This is a genomic window from Erwinia sp. CGal63 (assembly GCF_037026505.1).
In the GTDB taxonomy this organism is placed as follows: Bacteria; Pseudomonadota; Gammaproteobacteria; order Enterobacterales; family Enterobacteriaceae; genus Erwinia.
The window spans coordinates 87,723-110,413 of sequence record NZ_JAKUMN010000009.1 but is presented as its reverse complement, the minus strand read 5'-3'; the positions used below and the strand labels follow the sequence as shown (position 1 = coordinate 110,413).

Sequence of the window (22,691 nt, the reverse complement as noted above, 5' to 3'; positions counted from 1 at the left end):
CCCTTTTATGTATCATCTTCGTGTACCTGAAACCGCAGAAGAGCTGGATACCTACTATCAGTTCCGTTGGGAAATGCTGCGCAAGCCGCTGCGCCAGCCGAAAGGCTCGGAGCGGGATGCCTGGGACGCGCTGGCGCATCACCAGATGGTGGTCGACGAAAACAACAGGCCGGTTGCCGTTGGCCGACTCTATATCAACGCGGACAACGAGGCGGCGATCCGCTTTCTCGCCGTGCATCCTTCGGTGCAGGGCAAAGGCTTGGGGACGCTGGTGGCGATGACGCTGGAGTCCGTGGCGCGTCAGGAAGGCGCCAAGCGCGTGGTCTGCAGCGCCCGTGAAGACGCCGTCGAGTTCTTCGCCAAGCTTGGCTACGTTAACCAGGGCGAGATCACCGTGCCGCAGACAACGCCGGTACGCCACTTTTTGATGATCAAACCCGTGGTGACGCTTGACGATATCCTGCATCGCGCCGACTGGTGCGGTCAGCTGCAGCAGGCCTGGTACGAGCACATACCGCTCAGTGAAAAAATGGGCGTGCGCATCCTGCAGTATACCGGGCAAAAATTTATCACCACCATGCCGGAAACCGGTAACCAGAACCCTCACCACACGCTGTTTGCGGGCAGTCTGTTTTCGCTGGCGACGCTGACCGGCTGGGGATTGATCTGGCTGCTGCTGCGCGAGCGGCATCTGGGCGGCACCATTATTCTGGCGGACGCGCATATCCGCTACAGCCATCCGATTAGCGGCAAACCGGGTGCGGTAGCGGATTTAGGCTCGCTCAGCGGCGATCTGGACAGGCTGGCGCGAGGCCGCAAAGCCCGTGTGCAGCTGGAGGTGGAGCTGTTTGGCAATGAAGAGTGCGGCGCGGTGTTCGAAGGCGTCTATATTGTGCTGCCTGCCGATCCGAACGGCCCGCTGGAGCCGGCCGGATCGAACATGCCTTAACGGCCTTTTTTCTTGCGGCCCGGCTGAGTAAAGCGCTTGCGGGAAGCCAGGTTGCCTGGCGTTTTCGCGCCGTCCTTGCCGCCTTTGTCGCCGCCTTTTGGCCCGCCCGTCGCCGGTTTTTTCGCGGTGGCGGGCTTCGCTTTGTTCTGCGGTTTTTTAGCGGGCTTCGCCTCTGATGAAGAGTCCTCAATCAGCCTGAACAGCTCGGTCAGCTCGTCATCGGTCAAATCGCGCCATTCGCCTAATGGCAGCCCTTTCAGGCTGACGTTCATGATGCGCGTACGTTCGAGTTTGGTCACCTCGTAGCCGAAGTGTTTGCACATGCGGCGGATCTGGCGGTTAAGCCCCTGTACCAGCGTAATGCGGAAAACAAACGGCGCTTCTCTTTGCACTTTGCACTTCAGCGTTACCGTACCCAGCATCGGCACACCGGCGCTCATCCCTTCGATAAACTCATCCGTCACCGGTTTATTTACCGTCACCACGTACTCTTTTTCATGATTATTGCCGGCGCGCAGGATTTTATTCACCAGATCGCCATGATTGGTCAGGAAAATCAGTCCCTGGGAATCTTTATCCAGGCGTCCTATCGGGAAAACGCGCTTGCTGTGGTTAACAAAATCGCTGATGTTGTCCCGCTCGCCTTCTTCCATCGTGGTGATAATGCCGACGGGTTTATTCAGCGCGATAAAAACCAGATCCTCTTCATCACGCGGCTCTATCAGCTGACCGTTCACTTTCACCACGTCGCCGGCAAAAACCTGCGCGCCTACGGCGGCCCGCTTGCCGTTAATAAAAACATTTCCCTGTTCGATATAGCGATCGGCGTCGCGACGAGAACAGATACCGCTCTCGCTAATGTATTTATTGAGACGAATGGATGAGTTGGTCAGCATGGTTCCTCCGTAAAAAAGCGGACTATACATTAACCGCGCTACGTTGCGAATATCGGTTAATCATATAGTCCGCTGGTTGCGGGACGCTTACTGGCTGGTGAGCTCGCCTGCCTGCACGTTCTGCTGTAGGGATTTGTCGCCCGCCACCGCGGAAAGCGTGCCGCTAACGGAAGGCTTCAGCGGCGCGTCCTTCGCCAGGCTGGCCTGCATTTTCAGCGTCAGCTCGCCGTTGCCCTCCAGCGGCACGGCGGGCCATCCCCAATCCTGCAGCAGATTCAGCGGCGCTTCGCGCCCGTGTAGCGACAGCGACAGCGCGCGCTGCGGCTGTTGGGAAACCGTCGCCAGACCTTCGATCATACCGCTGCGGGGAAACGCGCTCATCTCGGTGACGTTAATGCTGTTGCTGTCCGCCGTTATGGCGATGGAAGGGTGACGCAGATCCACGCGGTTAAAAGTGGCTTCCGCCGCGTTAAAATTCAGGTTGCCGTTCCAGATGCCCCATTCACGATCGCGCGCCAGCAGCAGGTTGCTGCCCGTGCCGTCCAGAGAGGTCATTTGAAAAGGAAAAGCCGGATCGATATCGATAATCAGGTTATGACTGAGGCTGAGTTTGGTCACCGCCACGCTGTGCAGCCACTCCGGCAGGCGCGTCAGCCAGAACGCTCGCCAGCTTTGCGGCAGCGTGTACTCCAGGCCGCCGACAGCCACTTCGTCCAGCGTCAGCTTCTTGTCGCTGCGCGTCCAGTTACCGGAAGCGCGCACCAGTCCGTTAACCCAGCGGGAACTTAGCTGCGTCAGCGCCACGCCCTGCGGCGAAAGCGTCATATTGACGATAGGGTCGTTAAACTGCAGCGTATCGTCCACAAAGCTGCTGGCGTTCATCGACAGCGAGCCATCGTCACTTGCCCAGTCGCCATCGCGCAGCGTGATATTTTTCAGCGCCAGGTTAAGGTCGGTAACCGCCCAGTTCTGGCCTTCCAGCCGCGCGTTGGTAACATCTACCCGGCCAAAATGCACGGCTGGCAGCGTCAGCAAAGGCTGTAAGAAATCCACCAGCGTTTTGCTGCTTTGCAGACGAAGATCGTTCAGCCTTAACGCGTCGACCTGCCAGTTACCCTGCGCGTCGCGCTGTGCGCTGGCCGTCACCGAACCGCGCGCCACGTCGGCGCCCAGGTTGCTTACTATCAGCTGCTGCTTGTTGATTCGCCCCTGAATCAGCACGTTGCTGACGGGCGTCTCTTTAAACGTTAGCGCGCCTGCGCTGAACTGAAAGCTGGCGTCGCTGCCGATAAAGTTTTCCGCTTCGGGCCGCCACGGCACGATACCGCCGCTAACCCGTTGCGCGGTCAGAGGCAAAGGATTGTGAAAACTGTCGATCGCCATATCTTTTAGCTGGAGGCGGTCAGCGGAAAAAGGCAGCGCGCTGGTTTTATCGGTCACCCGCAGCGTGCCGTTATTGAGCAAAATAGTGGCGAAACGCAGTGGTTGGGAGAACTGTGCGGCGCTCAGGCCCAAATCAACGCTTTTGGCGACCAGAATCGCCGGTCGGGTTTTATGCCCGAACGACACGTCACGCAAAATCAGATGCGATGGGGCGGAAAAGTTATGCTCCAGCTTACTGAACACCAGCTGATAGCTGCTGTGCTGGCTGAGCGTACGGCTGAGCCAGCTGGCGCCCCAGCGGGTTTGCAACAGTAGATACAACAGGATGATGAGCGCCAGCAGCAAAACCAGCAGCGAGAGGAGCATTTTTCCGACAGATTTCATGAGCTATCCCTGGGAGCTTTCAATAGGGGGTGTTATGCCTGATTTATTGGCGAAGCTCAACCCTGGACGGATGGCAGAAGGCGCGTCGCCCTCTGCCGTTGGCGCTATTTTTCCTGAGGGAAAAGCAGGTTCAGAACGATAGCGGTAAGACCGCCGGCGGCGATGCCGGAAGAGAGCAGCGTTTTCAGCCATTCCGGCGCGAATTGCAAAATAAGCGGCTGCTGTGAAACGCCGAGCCCTGCCGCCAGCGACAGCGCGATAATCATAATGGCCCGACGATTCAGCGGCTCGCGCGAGACGATACGCACGCCGGAGGCGGCGATAGTGCCGAACATCACAATGGTCGCGCCGCCCAGCACAGGCTCGGGAATATGCTGCACAAAACCGCTTACCGCCGGGAAAAGCCCCAGCGCAATCAGCATCAGCGCCACCACGAAACCGACATAGCGGCTGGCGACGCCGGTCAGCTGGATCACGCCATTGTTTTGACCGAAACAGGAGTTGGGAAAGGTATTAAACAGCGCGGAGACGCAGGAGTTCAGGCCGTTCGCCAGCACGCCGCCTTTCAGGCGCTGCATATAAAGCGGGCCGCTGACCGGTTGTTCGGAAACGTCGGAGGTCGCGGTGATATCGCCGATGGTTTCCAGAGAGGTCACCATAAACACCAGCATCAGCGGGATCAGCAGATTCCAGTCGATGCCTAGCCCGTAATAAAACGGCTTCGGCACCGCGATCAGCGGCTGGTTCGCCGCAGAAGAGGCGGCAGGCAGCATATCCATCAGCCAGGCCAGCAGATAGCCGACGGCCATCGCGATGACCAGCGAAGCCACGCGCAGCCATGGATTGCGCTGGCGGTTCAGCAAGATAATCACCAGCAGCACCGTGCCCGCCAGCAGCAGGTTTTTGGGCGCGCCGAAAGTATGGTCGCTTATCGCGGCATAACCGCCGCCAATAGAAGTGAGGCCAACCTGAATCAGCGACAGGCCGATAATCATCACTACGACGCCGGAAACCAGCGGCGTAATAATCCGGCGCGCCAGGTGCAGCACGCGGGAAAGCGCCATTTCAGTAACCGAAGCCAGCATCAGCGTGCCGAACAGCGCGGCCATCATGGCCGGTACGTCGGCGCCGCCGTTTTTCAGCGCCATACCGCCCATAATCAGCGGTGTGACAAAGTTAAAACTGGTGCCCTGAATTGACAGCAGGCCGGAGCCTATCGGGCCCCAGGTCTTGATTTGCAGGATTGAGGCGACGCCGGAAGCGAACAGCGACATGCTGATAATATGCCGCGTATCCTGCTCAGGCAGGCCCAAAGCCTGACAAATCAGCAGGGCTGGCGTGATTACCGCGACAAACATCGCCAGCAGATGCTGGCCGGCGGCAAACAGCGTTTGCGGTAGTGGCGGCCGATCTTCAAGCCGGTAGATTAATTCGCTGGTGGCAGCGGGCGCGGCGCTGCGGCTGGTTTCAGTGCTGTTAACGGACATGCGTGGAGTTCCGAGGCGAACAAAGTGGCGATTTTAAGCTTCTGCGCCATAAAAGCAAACGATTGCCAACAACATAAAGCGCAGATGGGCAAATGGCGGACAGCGAGGCGAGCCACAATTCACTAAGCTTAATTCTCGCAGTTTGCGTTAGCCAAAAAGGGAACATGTTATGAACGTATTTATTATCGGCGCAACGGGCGGCGTAGGACGTCGTCTGAGAAAGCGGCTGGTCGGCGCTGGCCATCAGGTTACCGGATTGTACCGCCGCGACAGCCAGAAAGCGTCGCTGGAAGCCGATAACGTCACGCCGGTGAATATTGACCTGATGAACACCAGCAGCGAAAGACTGGCAGCGGCGATGCAAGGTTGTGACGCCGTGGTGTTCTCCGCTGGCGCAGCGGGCGCGGGCATGGATCTCACCGACGGTATCGACGGACGCGGCGCGCGCTTTGCTGCCGAAGCTGCCAGGCTGGCAGGCATCCAGCGCTTTCTGCTGGTTTCCGCGTTTCCGGAGGCTGGCAGGGGAAAAGAGCCTTCACCGGGCTTCGAACACTATATGCAGGTAAAAAAACAGGCCGATGTGATGTTAACCGCCACTTCGCTGGATTGGGTGATCCTGCGTCCCGGTACGCTGATTAACGAAGCGGGTACGGAAAAAGTCAAAGCCGGTTTGGCCATACCTTACGGATCGGTTCCGCGCGATGATGTGGCCGCCGTGCTGCACGAGCTGATCGAACAGCCGGAAGTGAAAAGGGTGATTATCGAACTGACAGCAGGCGAACAGCCGGTCGGTGAAGCGGTTGCCGCGATGGCAGCGTTCAGCGGACGTTAACAGCCGCCATTGCGCGTCAGGCGTTGGTGTAGCGTTCCGTTTCCGGCATCCAGCGCTCGATCAGCGCCTGCGCCTGCTGAGGATAGTGCTGATGAATATGGCGGGCGACGCGCTGCACTTCCGGGATCATTGCGCCGTCGCGTACCAGATCGGCCACTTTGAACTCGGCGTTGCCCGTCTGACGCGTGCCCAGCAGCTCGCCAGGGCCGCGAATCTCCAGATCGCATTGTGCAATCACAAAGCCGTCATTGCTGTCACGCAGCACCTGCAGACGCTTCTGTGCCGTTTTGCTCAGCGGCGCTTTATAAAGCAGCACGCAGTGAGAGGCGACCGAACCACGTCCGACACGACCGCGCAGCTGGTGCAGCTGAGCCAGACCCAGCCGTTCCGGGTTCTCGATAATCATCAGGCTGGCATTAGGCACATCCACGCCGACTTCAATTACCGTGGTGGCAACCAGCAGATCGATTTCGCCCTGTTTAAAAGCCTGCATAACCGCCTGCTTCTCGGCAGGCTTCATCCGGCCATGCACCAGTCCGACCTGCAGTTCAGGCAGCGCCAGCTTTAACTCTTCCCAGGTGGCTTCGGCAGCCTGAGCTTCCAGCTGTTCAGACTCTTCAATCAGCGTACAAACCCAATAAGCCTGACGACCTTCACCGCTACAGGCGTTCTGCACGCGGGTAATAATATCGGCCCGGCGAGTATCGGGAATGGCTACGGTGGTTACCGGCGTACGGCCTGGCGGCAGCTCGTCAATGGTGGAGGTTTCCAGATCCGCATAGGCGGTCATCGCCAGCGTGCGCGGGATCGGCGTTGCGGTCATGATCAGCTGATGAGGATGAAAGCCCTGCTGCAGGCCTTTCTCCCACAGCGCCAGCCGCTGGTGGACGCCAAAGCGATGCTGCTCATCGATAATGACCAGCGCCAGGCCGTTAAACTGTACCTGTTCCTGAAAAATCGCGTGGGTGCCGACGATCATCGACACCTGACCGCTGGCGATAGCTTCCTGTTGTGCCAGACGCGCCTTGCCTTTCTGTTTGCCAGCCAGCCAGCCCACTTCGATACCCAGCGGCGCAAACCACTGGCGGAAGTTGTTGGCGTGCTGTTCGGCCAGCAGTTCGGTAGGCGCCATTAGCGCCACCTGTTTGCCCCAGGCGATAACATTTAACGCGGTCAGCGCCGCCACCAGCGTTTTGCCGGAGCCGACGTCGCCCTGCACCAGACGCATCATCGGATAGCTCTGCGCCAGATCCTGCTCGATTTCCTTCACTACCCGCGCCTGGGCGTTGGTGGGTTTAAAAGGCAGTGCGGTCAGTAATTTATCGCTTAGCTCATGGCGAGCCGGCATCGGTAAGGCATGATAGCGCTGCGCGCCTGCGCGCACGGCCAGCATACTGAGATTGTGCGCCAGCAGCTCTTCCATTATCAGGCGCCGCTGTGCGGGATGCCTGCCGTTTTCCAGATCTACTAACTCCATATCGGGCGGCGGCCTGTGCAGCATACGCAGCGCATCTGGCAGGCTGATCATGCCCTGGCTCAGCTCCGGCGGCAGCAGCTCGGCGATGGCGCAGCTCTCCAGCAGCTTCAGCGCCTGATCGGTCAAATTGCGCAGCGTCGCCTGGCGTACGCCTTCGGTAGTGGAGTAAACCGGCGTCAGCGTTTCCTGTAGCTCGACCGCGCTGTTATCGCCCTGTACGCGATATTCGGGATGAATGATTTCAGCCCCGCGCTGCCCGCGCTTGATTTCGCCATAGGCGGTTACGCGGCGGCCAGGCGACAGGCTGTTTTTCATTCCGGCGTTGAAATTGAAAAAGCGCAGCGTCAGGATGCCGCTGCCGTCGCTAATCTGGCAGGTGAGCATACGACGACGGCCAAAAGAGATATCGCTTTGCAGCACTTCGCCTTCGACCGTGGCATAGATATTGGGCAAGAGGTCGTTAATGGCGTAAAGCCGGGTACGGTCTTCGTAACGCAGCGGCAGATGCAGCAGCAGATCCTGCACGGTTGACAGCCCAAGCTTTGCCAGCTTGTCGGCCAGGCTTGCGCCGACGCCGGAAAGCGTGGTGAGCGGGACGGCATCCAGCAGTTTCCCCGTCATCTTTTGCGAACCGAAGCCTGCATAGTGGCCCACCAGTCGTCATCAGCGATAACGTCGCCCGCCTCATCGATCTGCGGATAAGGCAGGCCTTTATGTTTGGCAACCCTTGCGAGAACCGGATAGCCGCCTTCGAACAGCAGGCGCTGCTGCTCGCTGTACGGCAGCTGGCTTTGCTGACGCTGGTACATGCCTGCGTTCTGGCGCTGACGCTGCGCTTCATAGAGGATCAGCGCCGAAGCCACGGAGACGTTCAGCGACTGCACCATACCCACCATCGGAATAACAATATCCTGGTCAGCCAGCTCAAGCGCCTGTTGGGTAATGCCGGTTTTTTCCTGCCCCATTAACACGCAGGTTGGGCGGGTATAGTCGATCTTGCGAAAGTCTACTGCTTTATCGGAAAGGTGCGTCGCCAGGATCTGCATTCCCTGGCTTTTCAGGTGGGCAACCGCTTCCACAATAGTCGGATGCGTTTTTACCTGCACCCAGCTGTTGCTGCCGGCAGCGGCCGAAGCCATGGTGCGCATTCGGCTGCCGGGCCAGACCGCATGGACTTCGTGCACGCCGACCGCATCCGCCGTACGGATCACCGCAGAGACGTTATGCGGCTTGTGAACCTGCTCCATACAGACGGTCAGATCGTGCTGGCGGGCAGCCAGCATTTCACGGATACGGGCAAAGCGTTGCTCATTCATGCGCTAGTTTCTGTTGCGGTGAACTTTGATCACGTCAGGCATTACGCGGATTTTGCGCATAATATTCGCCAGGTGAACGCGATCGCGTGCCGTCAGCCGGATAAAGGCGCTGTAAACGCGGCCATCTTTCTCTTCCGTGTTCAGGCTCTGAATATTCGAACCGGCGGTGTTGATCGCCGCCGTAAGATTCGCCAGCGCGCCCTGATGGTTAAACATATCCACCTTGATCTCCGCCACAAACTCCTGCTCGGTGACTTTATCCCACTCTACCGCCATAAATTTCTCTGGCTCTTTCTGGTAGCCACGGATATTTCGGCAGGATTCATGATGCACCACCAGGCCTTTTCCCGGACTGACGTGCGCCACGATAGGATCGCCCGGAATAGGGCGACAGCACTTGGCAAAGGTGATCAGCACGCCGTCAGCGCCCTTGATCGGCAGCTTGCCGCGCGATGGCGTATTGGAGATAACCGGCGCAGGCTGATCGCTTTGCTGCAGGTTTTTCGCCACCACTACGCTCATGGCGTTGCCCAGACCGATTTCGGACAGCAGATCGTCCAGCGTCGCCAGCTTCATGCGCTCCAGCTCGTGCTGGATGCTTTCCGGCGAAATTTCAGCCAGCTTGCGGCTGCCGCCCAGCGCGTGGTTCAGCAGACGACGTCCCAGGCTGACCGAATCGTCGCGCTTGAGGTTCTTCAGCAGCTGACGGATTTTCGCGCGCGCTTTGGAGCTGACGACAAAGTTCAGCCAGGCCGCATTGGGCCGCGCGCCCGGCGCCGTAATAATTTCAACGGTTTGCCCGCTGGTCAGCGGCTGAGAGAGCGGATAAGGCTGGCGATCGACGCGCGCGCCCACGCAGGCATGGCCGATATCGGTGTGCACGGCATAGGCGAAGTCGACCGGCGTCGCGCCTGCAGGCAGTTCGACGATGCGGCCTTCCGGCGTGAAAACGTAAATCTCGTCCGGGAAAAGGTCGGATTTTACGCTTTCGATAAATTCAAAAGAGCTGCCCGCGCTCTGCTGCAGCTCCAGCAGGCTTTGCAGCCAGCGCTGGGCGCGGATCTGCGCGGTGGTGCTGCTTTCGCCCTGTTCTTTATAGGCCCAGTGCGCCGCCACGCCCATCTCCGCCATCTGATCCATATCTTCCGTACGGATCTGCACTTCGACCGGTACGCCGTGCGGGCCGATCATGGAAGTGTGCAGCGACTGATAGCCGTTGGCTTTGGGAATGGCGATGTAGTCTTTTACCCGCCCAGGACGAGGCTTATAGAGGCTGTGCATCTGGCCCAGCACCCGATAGCAGGTGTCCACGTCATGCACGATCACCCGAAAGGCGTAGATATCCATAATGGAATGGAAACGCTGTTCTTTCAGGTGCATTTTGCAGTAAATGGAATAGAGGTGTTTCTCCCGGCCGCTGACGCGACAGGGAATGCCGGCTTCCTGCAGGCGACCGTCGATTTCCGAGAGGATTTTCTGGATCATCTCTTTACGGTTGCCGCGTGCCGCTTTAACCACCTCTTTAATGACGCGGTAGCGGTTAGGGTAAAGCGCCTCGAAACCCAGCTCTTCCAGCTCGGTTTTCAGATGGTGAATACCCAGGCGGTGCGCCAGCGGGCTGTAGATCTCCAGCGTCTCCAGCGCGATACGGCGGCGCTTATCCGGACGCAGCGATCCCAGCGTGCGCATATTATGCGTACGGTCGGCCAGCTTGATCAGAATGACGCGGATATCCTGCACCATCGCCATGATCATTTTGCGAAAGTTTTCGGCCTGGGCCTCTTTCTTGTCGCGGAATTTAAGCTTATCGAGCTTGGATACCCCTTCCACCAGCTCGGCGACGTTCTTGCCGAACAGCTGTTCCATATCCTGATAGGTGGCAGGCGTATCCTCGATAACGTCGTGCAGAAGCGCGGCCATGAGCGTTTCATGGTCGAGCTTCATCTCTGCCAGGATGCAGGCGACGGCAACCGGATGGGTGATATAAGGCTCACCGCTGGAGCGAGTCTGTCCCTCGTGAGCATCACGTGCGACAAGGTAAGCTTGCTTGAGGCGCTTTATCTGATCCTCAGGCAAGTATTTTTCAATCAGCTGATTGAGACTTTCAAACAGATACAAGGGCGAGCCTTCCGGCTAATGATTAACGACGACCTTCAGCGATCGCGGTAACAGCCTGCAGTTCTGCGGCTTCCTGCTCCTGCTGTTCCTGACGATCACGCACATCCAGAATTTGGTTGGTGATCAGACCTTCTTCGATCTCGCGCAGCGCGATCACGGTAGACTTGTCGTTTTCTTCCGGAACCAGCGGATCTTTACCGCCAACCTGCATCTGGCGAGCGCGACGAGCGGCGACCAGAACCAGGTCAAAACGGTTACCAATTTTTTCTACTGCGTCCTGTACGGTTACGCGTGCCATAAGTGTGATACTCCACGGTTGACGAAATGACTGGGCATCATACTGAGTTGTCCTCAGTCTGCCAACAGTTTGCTGATTAAAGCATCATGACGGGATTTTTGACGGCCCATTCGCAGACGCTCGGCGCGAATAATGGTTTTCAGATCGGACAGCGCCAGATCGAAATCATCATTCACAATAAGGTAGTCGTACTCCGCATAGTGGCTCATTTCCGCGACGGCCTGCGCCATACGTCGGGCAATCACCTCTTCGCTATCCTGGCCGCGGCCGCGCAGGCGACGATCCAGCTCGTCTTTGGACGGCGGCAGCACGAAAATACTGCGCGCCTGCGGCATTTTCTGGCGGATTTGCTGCGCGCCCTGCCAGTCGATATCCAAAAAGACGTCCACGCCGGTCGAGAGCACCTGCTCAATCGCCTGGCGGGAAGTGCCGTAGTAGTTGCCGAATACTTCGGCATGTTCCAGAAAGGCGTCCTCTTCGATCATCTGACGAAACTCATCATGGTTGACGAAATAGTAATGCTCGCCGTGATTCTCTCCCGGACGCACGCCGCGGGTGGTGTGAGAAACAGAAACCTGGGTGTCGTACAGCGGTTGCGTTTTTAACAGCGCGTTAATCAGGCTGGATTTACCCGCGCCGCTTGGTGCTGAAACAATAAAGAGTGTGCCTTGAGCCATGATGATTTCTTGATATGCCAGTCGAAGTCTACTTCCTGCACAGTATACACGGGTGGCGGGCAGGATGCAGCGTTTCGGCTGTTTCGCCGCGTATTTTCTCAAAAACTGGAAGATAACTCGCAGCACTAATGAGACGTTTCATGCTAGGCGCAAAAAGATTTCGAGACGATTCCCGGAACAGCGTTATCGCTATCGCTACGCCGTTGCTTTGTCGGTTTAATCGGCACAGCAGGGCAACAAAGGAGTGTGGAGATGCGAAGTATAGTGATGATGGTAAGTCTGGCATGGTGCGCAATCGCTCAGGCGTTTTGTCCCGTCTGGTCGCCCGCAAGGGCGGAGGCGGAGGTAAAAGCGCTGGAAAAACAGCTGAGCGACTGGGATCGCGCCTACTATGAGCAGGGCGTCAGCCTGGTGACGGATGAGCGCTACGACGCCTTAGAGAAAAAATATCGCGACTGGCAGCAGTGCTTCCGGCCTGGAAGCCAGCCACGCTCGCCAGCGCTGGCGAACAACGGTAAGACACAGCATCCGGTAGCGCATGCTGGGGTCAGAAAGCTGCCCGATCGTCAGGCGGTGGCGCGCTGGATGATGGGCAAACAGCCGCTTTGGGTGCAGCCCAAGCTGGACGGCGTCGCCGTAACGCTTCACTACCGGCATGGAAAGCTCGTGCGGATGATTAGCCGCGGCAATGGGCTGCGGGGCGAAGACTGGACGGAAAAGGCGCGGCATATTCCCGATATTCCGCAGCGCGTGGCGCTGGATGACGATCCCCTTGTGCTACAGGGCGAGCTCTACCTGAAGATGACCGATCATCAACAGGCCAGCCAGGGCGGCGTTAACGCTCGTTCAATGGTGGCGGGCGCGATGCGGCGCAGCGAAAATTCGCCGCTGCTGGCGCGGCTGGGGATTTTTATCTGGGCCTGGCCGGACGGGCCGGCGCCGATGCCGCAGCGTTTGCAGCTGCTGAGCAAGATGGGTTTCAGCGTTATGCAGGCATGGAGCAAACCTGTCGCTAACGTCGACGAGGTTGCCGACTGGCGCGAGCGCTGGTTTCGTCAGCCGCTGCCTTTCGTGACGGATGGCGTTGTTATTCACGGCACGCCAGTGAGAGGCGCTTACTGGCTGCCTGGCGAGAATAGCTGGTCAGCGGCCTGGAAATATACGCCGCGCAAAGTCACCACGGAGGTGTTGTCAGTAGATTTTCCCATCGGGCGTACGGGGAAAACAGGCGCGGTACTGAATCTTTCTCCTGTGCAGCTGGACGATAAAAAAGTCAGCCGGGTCAATATCGGCTCGCTGAAACGCTGGCAGGCATTGGATATTGTACCCGGAGATCAGGTTGCCGTTAGTCTGGCTGGCCAGGGCATTCCCAGGCTCGACGAGGTAATTTGGCGGGTAACGAAGCGCGACAGGCCGCCAGTACCCGACGCGAAGGCTTTCCACTCGTTAAGCTGCTTTTTCTATACGCCAGCCTGCCGCGAACAGTTTCTGGCCCGCCTTGTCTGGCTAAGCGGCAAGAAAGCGCTGGCGATGACGGGCATCAGTCGCAGCAGCTGGCAGCGCCTGATACAGGCAGGACAGCTAACCCACCTTTTTTCCTGGCTGTCGCTGTCACAGGAAGAGCTGCGTAACATAACCGACATTACGCCTGCTCGCGCGGACTGGCTTTACCACGAGTTTTCGCTGAGCCGACAGCAGCCTTTTCGACGCTGGGTAAGGGCGCTGGGCGTGCCCATTCCTGAAGAGGCGCTTAACGCTATCACGGACAACAGCTGGTCAACGCTGCTGACCCGACAAGCTCAGGAGTGGCAGCAGCTGCCAGGCACAGGCAAAACGCTGGCAGGCCAAATCGTTGCTTTCCTGCGTCATCCTGAAGTGCGGCAGATGATCACTTATTTAGAAGAGGCGCAGCGATGAGCAGTTCAATGATCGGCGTGAGGATAGTTGAATACCGGCAGTCCCAGCCGAAAACGCAGCGCCAGCAGGCGTGCCAGAAAGCCAAACAGCAGCGTAATGACGATCGTCAACTCGTGGGTAAGCGGTGTTTTCAGCAGCAGAATATAGAGCCAGCCAGAGGCGAAAGCGATGCCCGCATACAGCTCTTTCTGGAAGACCAGCGGGATACGGTTGCAAAACATATCGCGCAGCACGCCGCCAAAGACGCCGGTGATGACCGCGCTGATAGCGGCGATAATCGGCGAATGGCCCATATCCAGCGCAACCTGAGTACCGATAACAGAAAACACGGCCAGGCCCAGCGCATCCAGTACCAGAAAAACCTTGCGCAGATGCGGCATCAGCGGCGCAAGCTGAGTGGTGGCTACGGCAGCGATAGCGACAATCACAATGTATTCAGGATGCTTTACCCAGCCGAGCGGATAGTGACCGAGCAGCATATCGCGAACGGATCCGCCGCCGATAGCGGTAACGGAGGCGATAATAATGACGCCAAACATATCCATTTTACGACGGCCCGCAGCCAGCGCGCCGGTCATGGCTTCTGCGGTAATTCCGATCAGATAAAAAACAGTAAGTAGCATAGCCCGCTCCTGAATAATCGGCGGCAAGCCTGCAGGATTGCAGACGGATTGGCGACTGAAATTTTTTAAACGGCACCAGATTAGATGAGTTTACCTAATCTGAAGACAAAATAACTGCGTTGTTTTCTATAGCAACCCTTTATTTGGTATATGTTTTTCGTGGCGCTTCAGGCAGAAACGAACCGCTTTCCACGGCCGACGTGATTAAAAAACCGCATGTCTGCTTTCCCGGAAGGCTGGCTATAACAAGGACGAGAAAAATGATGGCAGGTGAAATCTTCCGACTGCTGGCAAAAGGCATACATCCGGAAACGGGCGAGTTGCTGCCGCCAGCTTCTGTTGTCCATACACCGGACGCCATAAGGCTGCTTTTCGCTCTCGCCGAGGAGTTCAGCGGCGTTAATTTCAGCATGGCAGCCAGAAAAGAAAAAGTGAAGCTGACGCCGGAGCAGCGGCGCGAAAAAAATCGGGCGGAAGGACGTCCCGCCAACGCTTATCTGCCCTGGAGCGAAGATGAAAAGCAGACGCTGGTTCTGCAGTTTCGTCAGGGCTGTTCAATCAGCGATTTGGCGGGGATATGCGAGCGATCGCCGCGTTCAGTCGCCATGCAGCTGGAAAGGCTGGCGCTTATCAGCGCTGAAGAAGCGGCGGCCTATAACTGAACCGATATTACCAGGCCGAATGCCGAAGCTGAAGCTCGCAAAGCTGAGAACCATCTGCAGAGCAGGCCGCATCAGTTCTTTTTAACGAACTCCGATTTCAGCTTCATCGGGCCAAAGCCGTCAATTTTGCAGTCGATATTATGATCGCCTTCTACCAGGCGAATACTTTTAACACGGGTGCCGATCTTCAGCGGCGTTGAGCTGCCTTTAACCTTAAGATCTTTAATCACCGTCACGCTATCGCCATCGGCCAGCAGATTGCCGTTGGCATCTTTCACGATTAGCGCATCGCCAGCGGTGGCTTCCGCGCTGTCAGACCAGACGTGGCCACATTCCGGACAGTTGAACAGCTCGTCATCCTGCCAGCTGTATTCGGAGTGGCATTCAGGGCAGGGAGGAAGGGTATGCATAGAAACCTCAAATTAATCCATAGAAAAAGAGGGGGATTCTAGCCTGGTGCAGCCCGGAAGCCTATTTATCTTTACCGGCAATAACGTCTTCAGCTGCAAATATAAAAGATGATTTAGCCTGATCAACACAGGCACCGCTGTTTAAAGAAATTCGGCGCTATCACGTTAAGAAAATTCTTAAGCAACCGATAAAGAGCAGGTATATTAACCATTAAGCTTTTTTTATCATTAATGACACAGCAGGAGCCCATTATGAGTACCCAGGATAGCCAGCAAACCGTTGTTCCCGAGAAGGGGTTAGAGAAAGCCTTTGGGTATCTCGCTTCTATGCTGGTGCCGGGAGAAACCTTGCTAAAAGTCGGCATTCAGCGCCGCCTGTTTGCCCTGACGCATCGTCGAACCATGGTGAGCGCCACTTCCGGCCGCTTTATCGGCACGAGTCGCGGCCTGCTGGGCGGTTTTACGCCGGTAGATGTTCGCTGGCAGGATTTAAAAAATGCGCATATCAAAGCGGGCATATTTGGCAGCACGCTCTATATTATCGCGCTGGAACAGCCTGACCTGGCGACGCAGGGCAGAGTGATGCGCTTTCAGTTCAGCGGGCTACGCAAAGACGAAGCGCAGGAAATCTACAAGATTGCCCAGACCCACGAGCAAGCATGGCGGGAAAAAAGGCGCCAGCGAGAGCTGGAAGAGCTGCGGGCAAAATCCGGCGGCTTCGGTAACTTCGCTAACAGCACGCCCGTAACGGAACCCAGCCCGGAAGCCAGCGCCGTTGAACGCCTGAAGAAAGCGAAAAAGCTCTATGAAGAAGGGCTAATCAGCGATTCCGAATATGAAACCACCAAAGCCAGGATTGTAAGCGAGCTTTAAGCTACCGGAGGTGGAAATCGGGTACTGTTGTGGAGTGCAAAGAGCCCGTAATACGGGCTTTTTTATAGAATGTCGGTCTGGTTACTCGATATTCTGAATCTGCTCACGCATCTGTTCGATCAGCACTTTGAGCTCGATAGCGGAAGTAGTCACCTCAGCATTAATCGATTTAGAAGCCAGCGTGTTCGACTCACGGTTGAATTCCTGCATCATAAAGTCGAGACGACGCCCAACGGCTTCCTTTTTCTTCAGGATGTTGTAAGTCTCTTTCACGTGCGCTTCCAGCCGATCCAGCTCTTCCGCCACGTCAACACGCTGCGCCAGCATAATCAGTTCCTGCTCGACCCGGTTGCTGTCCAGTTGAACCTGCGCCTCTTCCAGTTTGGTAACCAGGCGCTCACGCTGCCATTTCAGCACGTCCGGCATCTGCGCGCGTACCTTAGCGACTTCAGTGCTGACGCCTTCCAGCCGCTGCTCGATTAGCGATTTCAGCGCGGCGCCTTCGGTTTCGCGGGCGGTGATAAAGTCGTCCAGCGCCACATCCAGTGCGCTCAATAACTCTGCGGAAATGACGTCCAGATCCTGCTCTTCCGCTGACATCACGCCTGGCCAGCGCAGAATATCAACCGGATTAATTTCACCTTCATCGCTCTGCAATTTGACCCAGTTGGCAGCTTTTACCAGCTGGATAGCCAGTTTCTCATTCAGCACCAATGAGCTTTGCGCGCGAACGTCAGCGTCGAAACGCAGATTGCATTCAATCTTACCGCGCGTCAGACGATTGCGAATGCGTTCACGGATCACCGGTTCCAGACCGCGGAACTGTTCGGGCAGACGGATATAGGTTTCTAAGTAACGCTGGTTTACGGAACGAAGCTCCCAGGCTGCGCTGCCCCATTCGCCTTTGGTTTCACGCCGGGCGTAGGCGGTCATACTGCGGATCATTGTGCGTACCCGTTTTCAGATTAAGTTCAGGTGATTATAGCGGCGCGCATCCTGGCTTAACAGGCATCTGGTCAAACTCTGTAAAATTTCGGGACAGGTCTGGTTTTTCAGCCACCGAAGTGAACGGTGCCCCCTACGAAACCGCTAAGCTGCGCGCTATTTTATTTTCATTAACATAACGGTGATGCGGCTGCCGGAAATCATTCGTCACGGATAAATTAATCAGCATTACGCATAATCAAATCTATTACTGGAAGAGATATTGCGGGAAAAATCTGATAAAAACCACAATATGAAATAGATGTGATTTTACAAATAATTTTTTATTTCCTGCGGGGCTGGGTAAGGTATGAGGCGAAATCATTGGTCTTGTCTGTATTTATTTTTTTCAGGTTAAGAATAATTCACAGCAAAAATAGCGATTAGCTTGTTTATTATAAAGGATTAGTGGTGTGTTTGGGTGTTTATTGTTTTATTCTTGTTCAATAAAGAGTTTGCTAAAAAATAGGGTGATTTGACCTGGATCAAATACAAGGATTTGTCTGATCACATATATTTGCTCAGCTAATTATTTGCAAAATAAGTAGAAAGATAAAAAATATTGCTTATTAATATTTGATAAGTATTGGATGGTATTTCCTGTTGAAACTACACGTTAACGCAGCAATTAAAAGGGTGAAATCATGGATGTTACCGATGGAATTATTAACGAGTTTTTTCCGGAGAATAATTTTTCTTCGCGAAAGCGCCGCATTATCGAATGGTTAATTGGCCTGAATAAAATGAATCCCTATCTGGACTGCGCAAAGGGAAAGCAGGGTATAGAGTGGGTAGAAACTCTCATGGAATCATTGCGAATTCGGTGTGAAACTCACTGTGGTGATTACCAAAACATTCCGGAGAAAGGGCCGGTGGTTGTTGTCTCTAATCATCCTACCGTGATGGACGGCATAGTGATGATCAACAGCCTTGCTGTGGTTAGAAAAGATATAAAAATCGTGGCTAACCATGTGCTTACTACGACATTTCCGGAAATAGAAAGCATTTCTATCGGCATCAGAAATATGCAAGGAAAAATGAGTCGCAGACAGCTTAAGGAGATGAACGATCACCTGAAAAATAATGGTCTTTTGCTTATTTTTCCGGCTGGCCGACTGGCCAGCATCACGCCATTGGGTTTAAAAGAGTCGCCGTGGCTGGAAGGGTTTCTTCGGCTGGCTTCTAAAAATAATGCTGCCATTGTGCCTGCGCATATAAGAGGACGAAACAGTCTGATTTATTACATAACGGCGCTGATATGGCGACCCTTATCTAATCTGATGATATTCCGTGAGTGTGTACGGCATAAGGGTAAGACGCTCAAAGTAAAGATATTTCCCCAGATAAACCTTGTAGAAGCTGAAAAAAATATAGAGTCTCCTCTGGAAGCGCAGGAATGCCGGCATCATCTGCTGCAGCTGGCAAAAAATCGACCGGCGCCATTACCCATGGTTGCGCCCGTAGCCAGGCCTGAAAACAAAGGGCTTCTGGCGGAAGCGGTCGAAAAATGCGAGCTTCTGGAAACCCTCAGCAGCGGTAAGAAGCTGTTTCTTTACCGTTTTAATGGTGAAGGACATTCTCCTGTTCTGTCTGAACTGGGCAGGCTGAGAGAAATTTCTTTCCGGGCAACAGGCGTAGGAACCGGAAAGAAAAGAGATAATGACGTTTACGATTTTGACTACTACCATATTTTCCTTTGGGATCCACAAAAGATGGAAATAGCTGGCGCCTACCGACTTATGCCCGTTGGCGAGCAACTTGCGGCTAAAGGTCTTAACGGATTATATAGCAGCACCTTATTTAACTACACCAACAGTAATCTTTCACTACTCAACAAAAGTATTGAAATAGGTCGCGGGTTTGTACAGCAGAGCTATCAAAAAACCAATGCGCTGGACAGCTTGTGGAAAGGGATATTCAGGTTCGTATCTCGTTATCCGGAGTATGAAAATCTTATCGGCGTACTGACCATTCCCAGATCTTTTACTCTGCTTGCACAACAAATTATTGTGGCATTTTATCGACTCTGGTTTTCGCCCGATGAAAAAATGGCGTCAGAAAATGAGTTTCTGATCAATGATAGTGCAGTTAACAAATTCTTTTTGGGAAAAGAATTTCAACAGGATTGGTCAATATTAAACGCTATCCTGAAAGAACAGGGATGTGAACTCCCCTGGCCTTACAAACAGGCAGCGAAATGGTATCAACTTGGAGGATCGAAGATTTTCTCTTTTGTTGAGGATAAAACCTTCAATTCCGTAGCAGGCTTAAATGTATGCAATATAGAAAATTTAAAAAGAAGTTATTACGCGCATTTTATTACCAGAAAAAAAGCCTCTTAATGCCGTTTAAAGTTCAATTGTAAAAATAATGGATTCTCTTTCTTTGGGTTTGAAGTGGCTTACACGGCGAAAATATGAAAAAAGTAATATTTATTGTTCCTCTTTTTATTGTTTTTTTATTGGCGGGTTGTGATGGTTCTTCCCCTCTTTTATCGGGCTACGCTTATGGCGATTTTATCTATCTTTCATGTGCTACTACAGAAAAAGTGGAGAAGATTCTGATCGAAAAAGGCGACAGCATAAAGGCAGGACAGCCACTGATGGTTATGGAAGCTTATCAGGCGGACAACGCGCTGCGCATTGCGGATAAGAATTACCAGGCGGAAATGGCTACCCTGCATAATCTGGAAACAGGAGAGAGAACGGAAGAACTCAATATTATTTACTCCCAGCTGCGTCGCGCGCAATCGGCCGCCGATCTCGCCAAAAGCCAGCTTGAGCGCTACCGTCCGCTTTACCAGCAAAAGACGGTTTCAAAAGCGGAATGGGAACAATGGCAGGATAATTACAGGCAAAGGCAGGCCGAAGTAAACCAGCTTGAACATCAGCTTGAGGCTAAGAAATTACCGGCCCGTAAGGCGCAAATCGAGGCGCAGAAGCTGAGAACACAGGCAGCGAAACTGCAGTTGGATAAAGCGCTGTGGGATCGGCAACAGCTGATTATTACCGCGCCACAGGATGCGCAGGTTTACGATATTTTGTATCGTCCCGGCGAACGACCCACGGCTGGAAAACCGCTCGTCAGCCTTCTCCCCCCTGACCGGTTAAAAATAAGATTCTTTATTCCTGAGAAGTATGCCGGCGCTTTTCATACCGGCACGAGAGTGAAAATCCATTGCGATGGTTGTCCGCAGCCCGTAAATGCCTCGATTAACTATATCAGTCCGCAGGTGGAATACACTCCGCCGGTTATCTATAGCACCGCGCGCCGTGAAACACTGATGTTTATGGCCGAGGCGTTACCTGAGAGTTTCGTCAGGCCTGGTCAGCCGGTAAGGGTAGAGCTGGCGTATGAGTGAGTTCTGCATTGAGGTGAATAATCTCAACAAATATTTCGGCGAGCATCACGTAGTAAAAGATTTTTCTCTACAGATAAAAAAAGGAGAAATTTACGGCTTTCTTGGCCCTAACGGCAGCGGAAAAACCACCTCTATCCGCATGATGTGCGGCTTGCTGACTCCCGATTCGGGCAGCGGCCACTGTCTTGGGCTGGATATTTTTACCCAGCGTCAGGTGATTAAGCGGCATATCGGCTACATGACGCAGCACTTTTCACTGTGGGGCAATCTGACAATCAGGGAAAACCTGCAGTTTATTGCCCGTCTGCACAGCCTGGACGATCGAGCACGGCTGATAGAAACCGTGTTAAGTGAATCAGGCCTGCTCTCCCGCCAGCATCAGCTGGCAAAATCGCTTTCCGGAGGCTGGAAGCAGCGAATGGCGCTGACGGCCTGTATGCTCCATCAGCCTTCTCTGCTTTTTCTGGACGAGCCTACGGCAGGTGTGGATCCCAAAGCGCGGCGTGAGTTCTGGCAGACGCTGCACCGCCTTTCCGATCGGGGAATTTCGGTGCTGGTCAGTACGCATTACATGGATGAGGCGGAACGCTGTCATAAGGTGGCCTATCTCTCTTACGGCAATTTACTGGCCAGCGGCACCATTCCATCAATTATCGCGGCTCAGCAGTTAACGACGTTGCAGATACGCGGCAGCGGTTTGATAAGTCTTGAAAATCAGCTGCAGCAATTTTCCTGCGTCGAGCAAACGGTGATGTTCGGCAACACGCTATACGTTACCTCGCGTCATGAAGGGGAGCTGCGTGCTGTACTGGCGCGAAGGGTGCCGAAACAGTGCAGCATCGAAGCGGCGGAAACCAGGCTCGAAGATGCCTTCACCTGGCTGATGAAACAAAACGATGGAAATACCGATGCATAAATTTTCGCTGGTACGCTGGTCGGGCGTAGTGTTAAAGGAGCTGCACGAACTCAGCCGGGACAAGATCAGCGCCGCCATGATCTTTCTGACGCCGCTTCTTCAGCTTATCCTGCTGGGCTATGCGGTAAATATGGACCCTCATCATATTCCGGCGGCGTTGCTTAATTATGATAACGAGCGCCTGAGCGAAGTGTTTGTCTCCACCGCGCAAAACACCGGCTACTTTTCAATCTCTCCCTTTGAATCGGCAACGGAAGCGGAGAAAGCATTTTCCCGAGGCGACGTGCTGTTTATCATCACGATTCCGCAGGGTTTCACAGAGAAAATCCTGCGCGCGGAGAAACCACAGCTGCTGATTCAGGCCGATGCCATCGATCCTATGGCGACCGGCAACGCGCTCAACGCCATCGTCATGGCTTCAAAAACCTTGTTTCAGCACGATCTGCCGCCGTCTCTGGCAGGACAGCAAAGCGATGATGTGTATGACCTGGTGATTCATCGCATGTTTAATCCGGAAGGTATCACGCAGTTTAATACCATTCCGGGAATTATCGGCTCGATACTCAGCACTACGCTGATTCTGATGACGGCGCTGGCGGTCACTCGCGAGCGGGAAAGCGGTGCAATGGAGAATCTGCTGATTTCGCCCGTAACCGCTTTTGAAGTCATGATGGGGAAAATCACGCCTTTCGTGCTTATCGGTGTGATTCAGGCGGCGCTGATCCTCGTCAGCGCGATAGTGATATTTGAGCTGCCGCTTGTGGGAAATTTGCTGTTAGTCTTCTTTATTTTGATGATTTACATCTTTCTTTGTCTGTCGATAGGCATCACCATCTCCAGCCTGGCGCATAGTCAGCTGCAGGCTCTGCAGATGTCCTCTTTCTATTTTATTCCGTCGGTGATGCTTTCGGGATTTATCAGCCCTTTTATCAGCATGCCTTTTTGGGCGCAGTGGCTTGGCTCGTGTCTGCCGCTAACCTACTTTATCCGCCTGATGAAAGGCGTCATGCTGAAAGGCTATTCGCTCGACGCGATATGGCCCGATCTGATGATGCTGGTCGGGCTAAGCGCCGTAATTATGTTAATCGCGCTGAAATCCTGGAATAAAACGCTGGATTAAAGGCGGCC

General features: G+C 54.6%; 20 protein-coding genes. 9 read left to right on the top strand and 11 right to left on the bottom strand.

What is annotated here, in order from left to right; all coding sequences use genetic code 11:
- Nucleotides 1–7: 7 nt before the first annotated feature.
- Nucleotides 8–949, top strand: a complete 942-nt coding sequence (gene fabY, locus MKZ79_RS20590; RefSeq protein WP_336144485.1) for a fatty acid biosynthesis protein FabY — start codon at nucleotides 8–10, stop codon at nucleotides 947–949.
- Here the strand turns inward: fabY and rluF are convergent.
- The 3 genes from rluF to MKZ79_RS20575 all read right to left on the bottom strand — a co-directional run bounded on the left by rluF (nucleotide 946) and on the right by MKZ79_RS20575 (nucleotide 5,099).
- On the bottom strand, nucleotides 946–1,845 hold the full coding sequence (gene rluF / locus MKZ79_RS20585; RefSeq protein ID WP_336144484.1) for a 23S rRNA pseudouridine(2604) synthase RluF: 900 nt from the start codon (nucleotides 1,843–1,845) through the stop codon (nucleotides 946–948). The two genes, fabY and rluF, sit on opposite strands and share 4 nt — an antisense overlap.
- Nucleotides 1,846–1,932: 87 nt before the next feature.
- Nucleotides 1,933–3,612: an AsmA family protein gene (locus MKZ79_RS20580; RefSeq protein ID WP_336144483.1), complete on the bottom strand. Its 1,680-nt coding sequence runs from the start codon at nucleotides 3,610–3,612 to the stop codon at nucleotides 1,933–1,935.
- Between the two features lie 104 nt (nucleotides 3,613–3,716).
- The gene (locus tag MKZ79_RS20575) at nucleotides 3,717–5,099 is read right to left on the bottom strand and encodes a uracil-xanthine permease family protein (RefSeq protein ID WP_336144482.1); all 1,383 of its coding nucleotides are present in this window, start codon (nucleotides 5,097–5,099) and stop codon (nucleotides 3,717–3,719) included.
- Nucleotides 5,100–5,268: 169 nt separating this feature from the next.
- Between MKZ79_RS20575 and MKZ79_RS20570 the strand changes: the two genes are divergently transcribed.
- The gene (locus tag MKZ79_RS20570) at nucleotides 5,269–5,931 is read left to right on the top strand and encodes an SDR family oxidoreductase (protein ID WP_336144481.1); all 663 of its coding nucleotides are present in this window, start codon (nucleotides 5,269–5,271) and stop codon (nucleotides 5,929–5,931) included.
- 16 nt (nucleotides 5,932–5,947) lie between these two features.
- On the opposite strand, the gene recG is transcribed toward MKZ79_RS20570, so the two are convergent.
- From recG to gmk, 5 genes are read right to left on the bottom strand one after another with little or no spacing between them, the layout of a single operon-like run.
- Nucleotides 5,948–8,029: an ATP-dependent DNA helicase RecG gene (recG, locus tag MKZ79_RS20565; protein WP_336144505.1), complete on the bottom strand. Its 2,082-nt coding sequence runs from the start codon at nucleotides 8,027–8,029 to the stop codon at nucleotides 5,948–5,950.
- Nucleotides 8,026–8,724, bottom strand: coding sequence for a tRNA (guanosine(18)-2'-O)-methyltransferase TrmH (trmH, locus tag MKZ79_RS20560; protein ID WP_336144480.1), 699 nt, complete (start codon nucleotides 8,722–8,724; stop codon nucleotides 8,026–8,028). Before trmH ends, recG begins: the two co-directional genes overlap by 4 nt.
- 3 nt (nucleotides 8,725–8,727) lie before the next feature.
- Nucleotides 8,728–10,842: a bifunctional GTP diphosphokinase/guanosine-3',5'-bis pyrophosphate 3'-pyrophosphohydrolase gene (spoT, locus tag MKZ79_RS20555; protein ID WP_336144479.1), complete on the bottom strand. Its 2,115-nt coding sequence runs from the start codon at nucleotides 10,840–10,842 to the stop codon at nucleotides 8,728–8,730.
- A 22-nt stretch (nucleotides 10,843–10,864) separates the two neighbouring features.
- Nucleotides 10,865–11,140 (bottom strand): DNA-directed RNA polymerase subunit omega, encoded by a 276-nt coding sequence (rpoZ, locus tag MKZ79_RS20550; protein ID WP_016191359.1) that lies wholly within the window; start codon nucleotides 11,138–11,140, stop codon nucleotides 10,865–10,867.
- A gap of 53 nt (nucleotides 11,141–11,193) precedes the next feature.
- On the bottom strand, nucleotides 11,194–11,817 hold the full coding sequence (gmk, locus tag MKZ79_RS20545) for a guanylate kinase (protein WP_336144478.1): 624 nt from the start codon (nucleotides 11,815–11,817) through the stop codon (nucleotides 11,194–11,196).
- 252 nt (nucleotides 11,818–12,069) lie between these two features.
- Here gmk and ligB point away from each other — a divergent pair, with 252 nt between their 5' ends.
- The gene (gene ligB, locus MKZ79_RS20540) at nucleotides 12,070–13,734 is read left to right on the top strand and encodes an NAD-dependent DNA ligase LigB (RefSeq protein ID WP_336144477.1); all 1,665 of its coding nucleotides are present in this window, start codon (nucleotides 12,070–12,072) and stop codon (nucleotides 13,732–13,734) included.
- A gap of 5 nt (nucleotides 13,735–13,739) precedes the next feature.
- Here the strand turns inward: ligB and MKZ79_RS20535 are convergent, their stop codons facing one another.
- On the bottom strand, nucleotides 13,740–14,357 hold the full coding sequence (locus tag MKZ79_RS20535) for a trimeric intracellular cation channel family protein (protein WP_336144476.1): 618 nt from the start codon (nucleotides 14,355–14,357) through the stop codon (nucleotides 13,740–13,742).
- Nucleotides 14,358–14,617: 260 nt separating this feature from the next.
- Here MKZ79_RS20535 and MKZ79_RS20530 point away from each other — a divergent pair, with 260 nt between their 5' ends.
- Complete coding sequence (locus tag MKZ79_RS20530) at nucleotides 14,618–15,019, top strand: hypothetical protein (protein ID WP_336144475.1); 402 nt, start codon at nucleotides 14,618–14,620, stop codon at nucleotides 15,017–15,019.
- A 71-nt stretch (nucleotides 15,020–15,090) separates the two neighbouring features.
- Here the strand turns inward: MKZ79_RS20530 and MKZ79_RS20525 are convergent, their stop codons facing one another.
- On the bottom strand, nucleotides 15,091–15,429 hold the full coding sequence (locus tag MKZ79_RS20525) for a zinc ribbon domain-containing protein YjdM (protein ID WP_336144474.1): 339 nt from the start codon (nucleotides 15,427–15,429) through the stop codon (nucleotides 15,091–15,093).
- Between the two features lie 252 nt (nucleotides 15,430–15,681).
- Here MKZ79_RS20525 and MKZ79_RS20520 point away from each other — a divergent pair, with 252 nt between their 5' ends.
- A complete protein-coding gene (locus tag MKZ79_RS20520) occupies nucleotides 15,682–16,302 on the top strand; it encodes an SHOCT domain-containing protein (RefSeq protein ID WP_336144473.1) in 621 nt (206 codons plus the stop codon).
- A gap of 81 nt (nucleotides 16,303–16,383) precedes the next feature.
- Here the strand turns inward: MKZ79_RS20520 and MKZ79_RS20515 are convergent, their stop codons facing one another.
- The gene (locus tag MKZ79_RS20515; protein ID WP_336144472.1) at nucleotides 16,384–17,247 is read right to left on the bottom strand and encodes a YicC/YloC family endoribonuclease; all 864 of its coding nucleotides are present in this window, start codon (nucleotides 17,245–17,247) and stop codon (nucleotides 16,384–16,386) included.
- Between the two features lie 683 nt (nucleotides 17,248–17,930).
- Here MKZ79_RS20515 and MKZ79_RS20510 point away from each other — a divergent pair.
- The 4 genes from MKZ79_RS20510 (at nucleotide 17,931) to MKZ79_RS20495 (ending at nucleotide 22,683) form a co-directional block, all read left to right on the top strand.
- Entirely contained in the window at nucleotides 17,931–19,628 is a 1,698-nt protein-coding gene (locus tag MKZ79_RS20510) for a lysophospholipid acyltransferase family protein (RefSeq protein ID WP_336144471.1), read from the top strand.
- 74 nt (nucleotides 19,629–19,702) lie between these two features.
- On the top strand, nucleotides 19,703–20,647 hold the full coding sequence (locus MKZ79_RS20505) for an HlyD family secretion protein (protein WP_336144470.1): 945 nt from the start codon (nucleotides 19,703–19,705) through the stop codon (nucleotides 20,645–20,647).
- Entirely contained in the window at nucleotides 20,640–21,563 is a 924-nt protein-coding gene (locus MKZ79_RS20500) for an ABC transporter ATP-binding protein (protein ID WP_336144469.1), read from the top strand. Before MKZ79_RS20505 ends, MKZ79_RS20500 begins: the two co-directional genes overlap by 8 nt.
- Nucleotides 21,556–22,683 carry an ABC transporter permease gene (locus MKZ79_RS20495; RefSeq protein ID WP_336144468.1) on the top strand — a complete coding sequence of 376 codons (1,128 nt, stop codon included), beginning with the start codon at nucleotides 21,556–21,558 and terminating at the stop codon, nucleotides 22,681–22,683. The genes MKZ79_RS20500 and MKZ79_RS20495 overlap by 8 nt, the downstream gene beginning before the upstream one ends.
- The last annotated feature ends 8 nt before the right edge of the window (nucleotides 22,684–22,691 follow it).

What these genes read in the sequence shown, in the direction of transcription:
- fabY (WP_336144485.1), top strand. Translation starts at nt 8, where the DNA reads ATGTATCATCTTCGTGTACCTGAAACCGCAGAAGAGCTGGATACCTAC.
- rluF (WP_336144484.1), bottom strand. Translation starts at nt 1,845, where the DNA reads ATGCTGACCAACTCATCCATTCGTCTCAATAAATACATTAGCGAGAGC.
- MKZ79_RS20580 (WP_336144483.1), bottom strand. Translation starts at nt 3,612, where the DNA reads ATGAAATCTGTCGGAAAAATGCTCCTCTCGCTGCTGGTTTTGCTGCTG.
- MKZ79_RS20575 (WP_336144482.1), bottom strand. Translation starts at nt 5,099, where the DNA reads ATGTCCGTTAACAGCACTGAAACCAGCCGCAGCGCCGCGCCCGCTGCC.
- MKZ79_RS20570 (WP_336144481.1), top strand. Translation starts at nt 5,269, where the DNA reads ATGAACGTATTTATTATCGGCGCAACGGGCGGCGTAGGACGTCGTCTG.
- recG (WP_336144505.1), bottom strand. Translation starts at nt 8,029, where the DNA reads ATGACGGGGAAACTGCTGGATGCCGTCCCGCTCACCACGCTTTCCGGC.
- trmH (WP_336144480.1), bottom strand. Translation starts at nt 8,724, where the DNA reads ATGAATGAGCAACGCTTTGCCCGTATCCGTGAAATGCTGGCTGCCCGC.
- rpoZ (WP_016191359.1), bottom strand. Translation starts at nt 11,140, where the DNA reads ATGGCACGCGTAACCGTACAGGACGCAGTAGAAAAAATTGGTAACCGT.
- gmk (WP_336144478.1), bottom strand. Translation starts at nt 11,817, where the DNA reads ATGGCTCAAGGCACACTCTTTATTGTTTCAGCACCAAGCGGCGCGGGT.
- ligB (WP_336144477.1), top strand. Translation starts at nt 12,070, where the DNA reads ATGCGAAGTATAGTGATGATGGTAAGTCTGGCATGGTGCGCAATCGCT.
- MKZ79_RS20535 (WP_336144476.1), bottom strand. Translation starts at nt 14,357, where the DNA reads ATGCTACTTACTGTTTTTTATCTGATCGGAATTACCGCAGAAGCCATG.
- MKZ79_RS20530 (WP_336144475.1), top strand. Translation starts at nt 14,618, where the DNA reads ATGATGGCAGGTGAAATCTTCCGACTGCTGGCAAAAGGCATACATCCG.
- MKZ79_RS20525 (WP_336144474.1), bottom strand. Translation starts at nt 15,429, where the DNA reads ATGCATACCCTTCCTCCCTGCCCTGAATGCCACTCCGAATACAGCTGG.
- MKZ79_RS20520 (WP_336144473.1), top strand. Translation starts at nt 15,682, where the DNA reads ATGAGTACCCAGGATAGCCAGCAAACCGTTGTTCCCGAGAAGGGGTTA.
- MKZ79_RS20515 (WP_336144472.1), bottom strand. Translation starts at nt 17,247, where the DNA reads ATGATCCGCAGTATGACCGCCTACGCCCGGCGTGAAACCAAAGGCGAA.
- MKZ79_RS20510 (WP_336144471.1), top strand. Translation starts at nt 17,931, where the DNA reads ATGGATGTTACCGATGGAATTATTAACGAGTTTTTTCCGGAGAATAAT.
- MKZ79_RS20505 (WP_336144470.1), top strand. Translation starts at nt 19,703, where the DNA reads ATGAAAAAAGTAATATTTATTGTTCCTCTTTTTATTGTTTTTTTATTG.
- MKZ79_RS20500 (WP_336144469.1), top strand. Translation starts at nt 20,640, where the DNA reads ATGAGTGAGTTCTGCATTGAGGTGAATAATCTCAACAAATATTTCGGC.
- MKZ79_RS20495 (WP_336144468.1), top strand. Translation starts at nt 21,556, where the DNA reads ATGCATAAATTTTCGCTGGTACGCTGGTCGGGCGTAGTGTTAAAGGAG.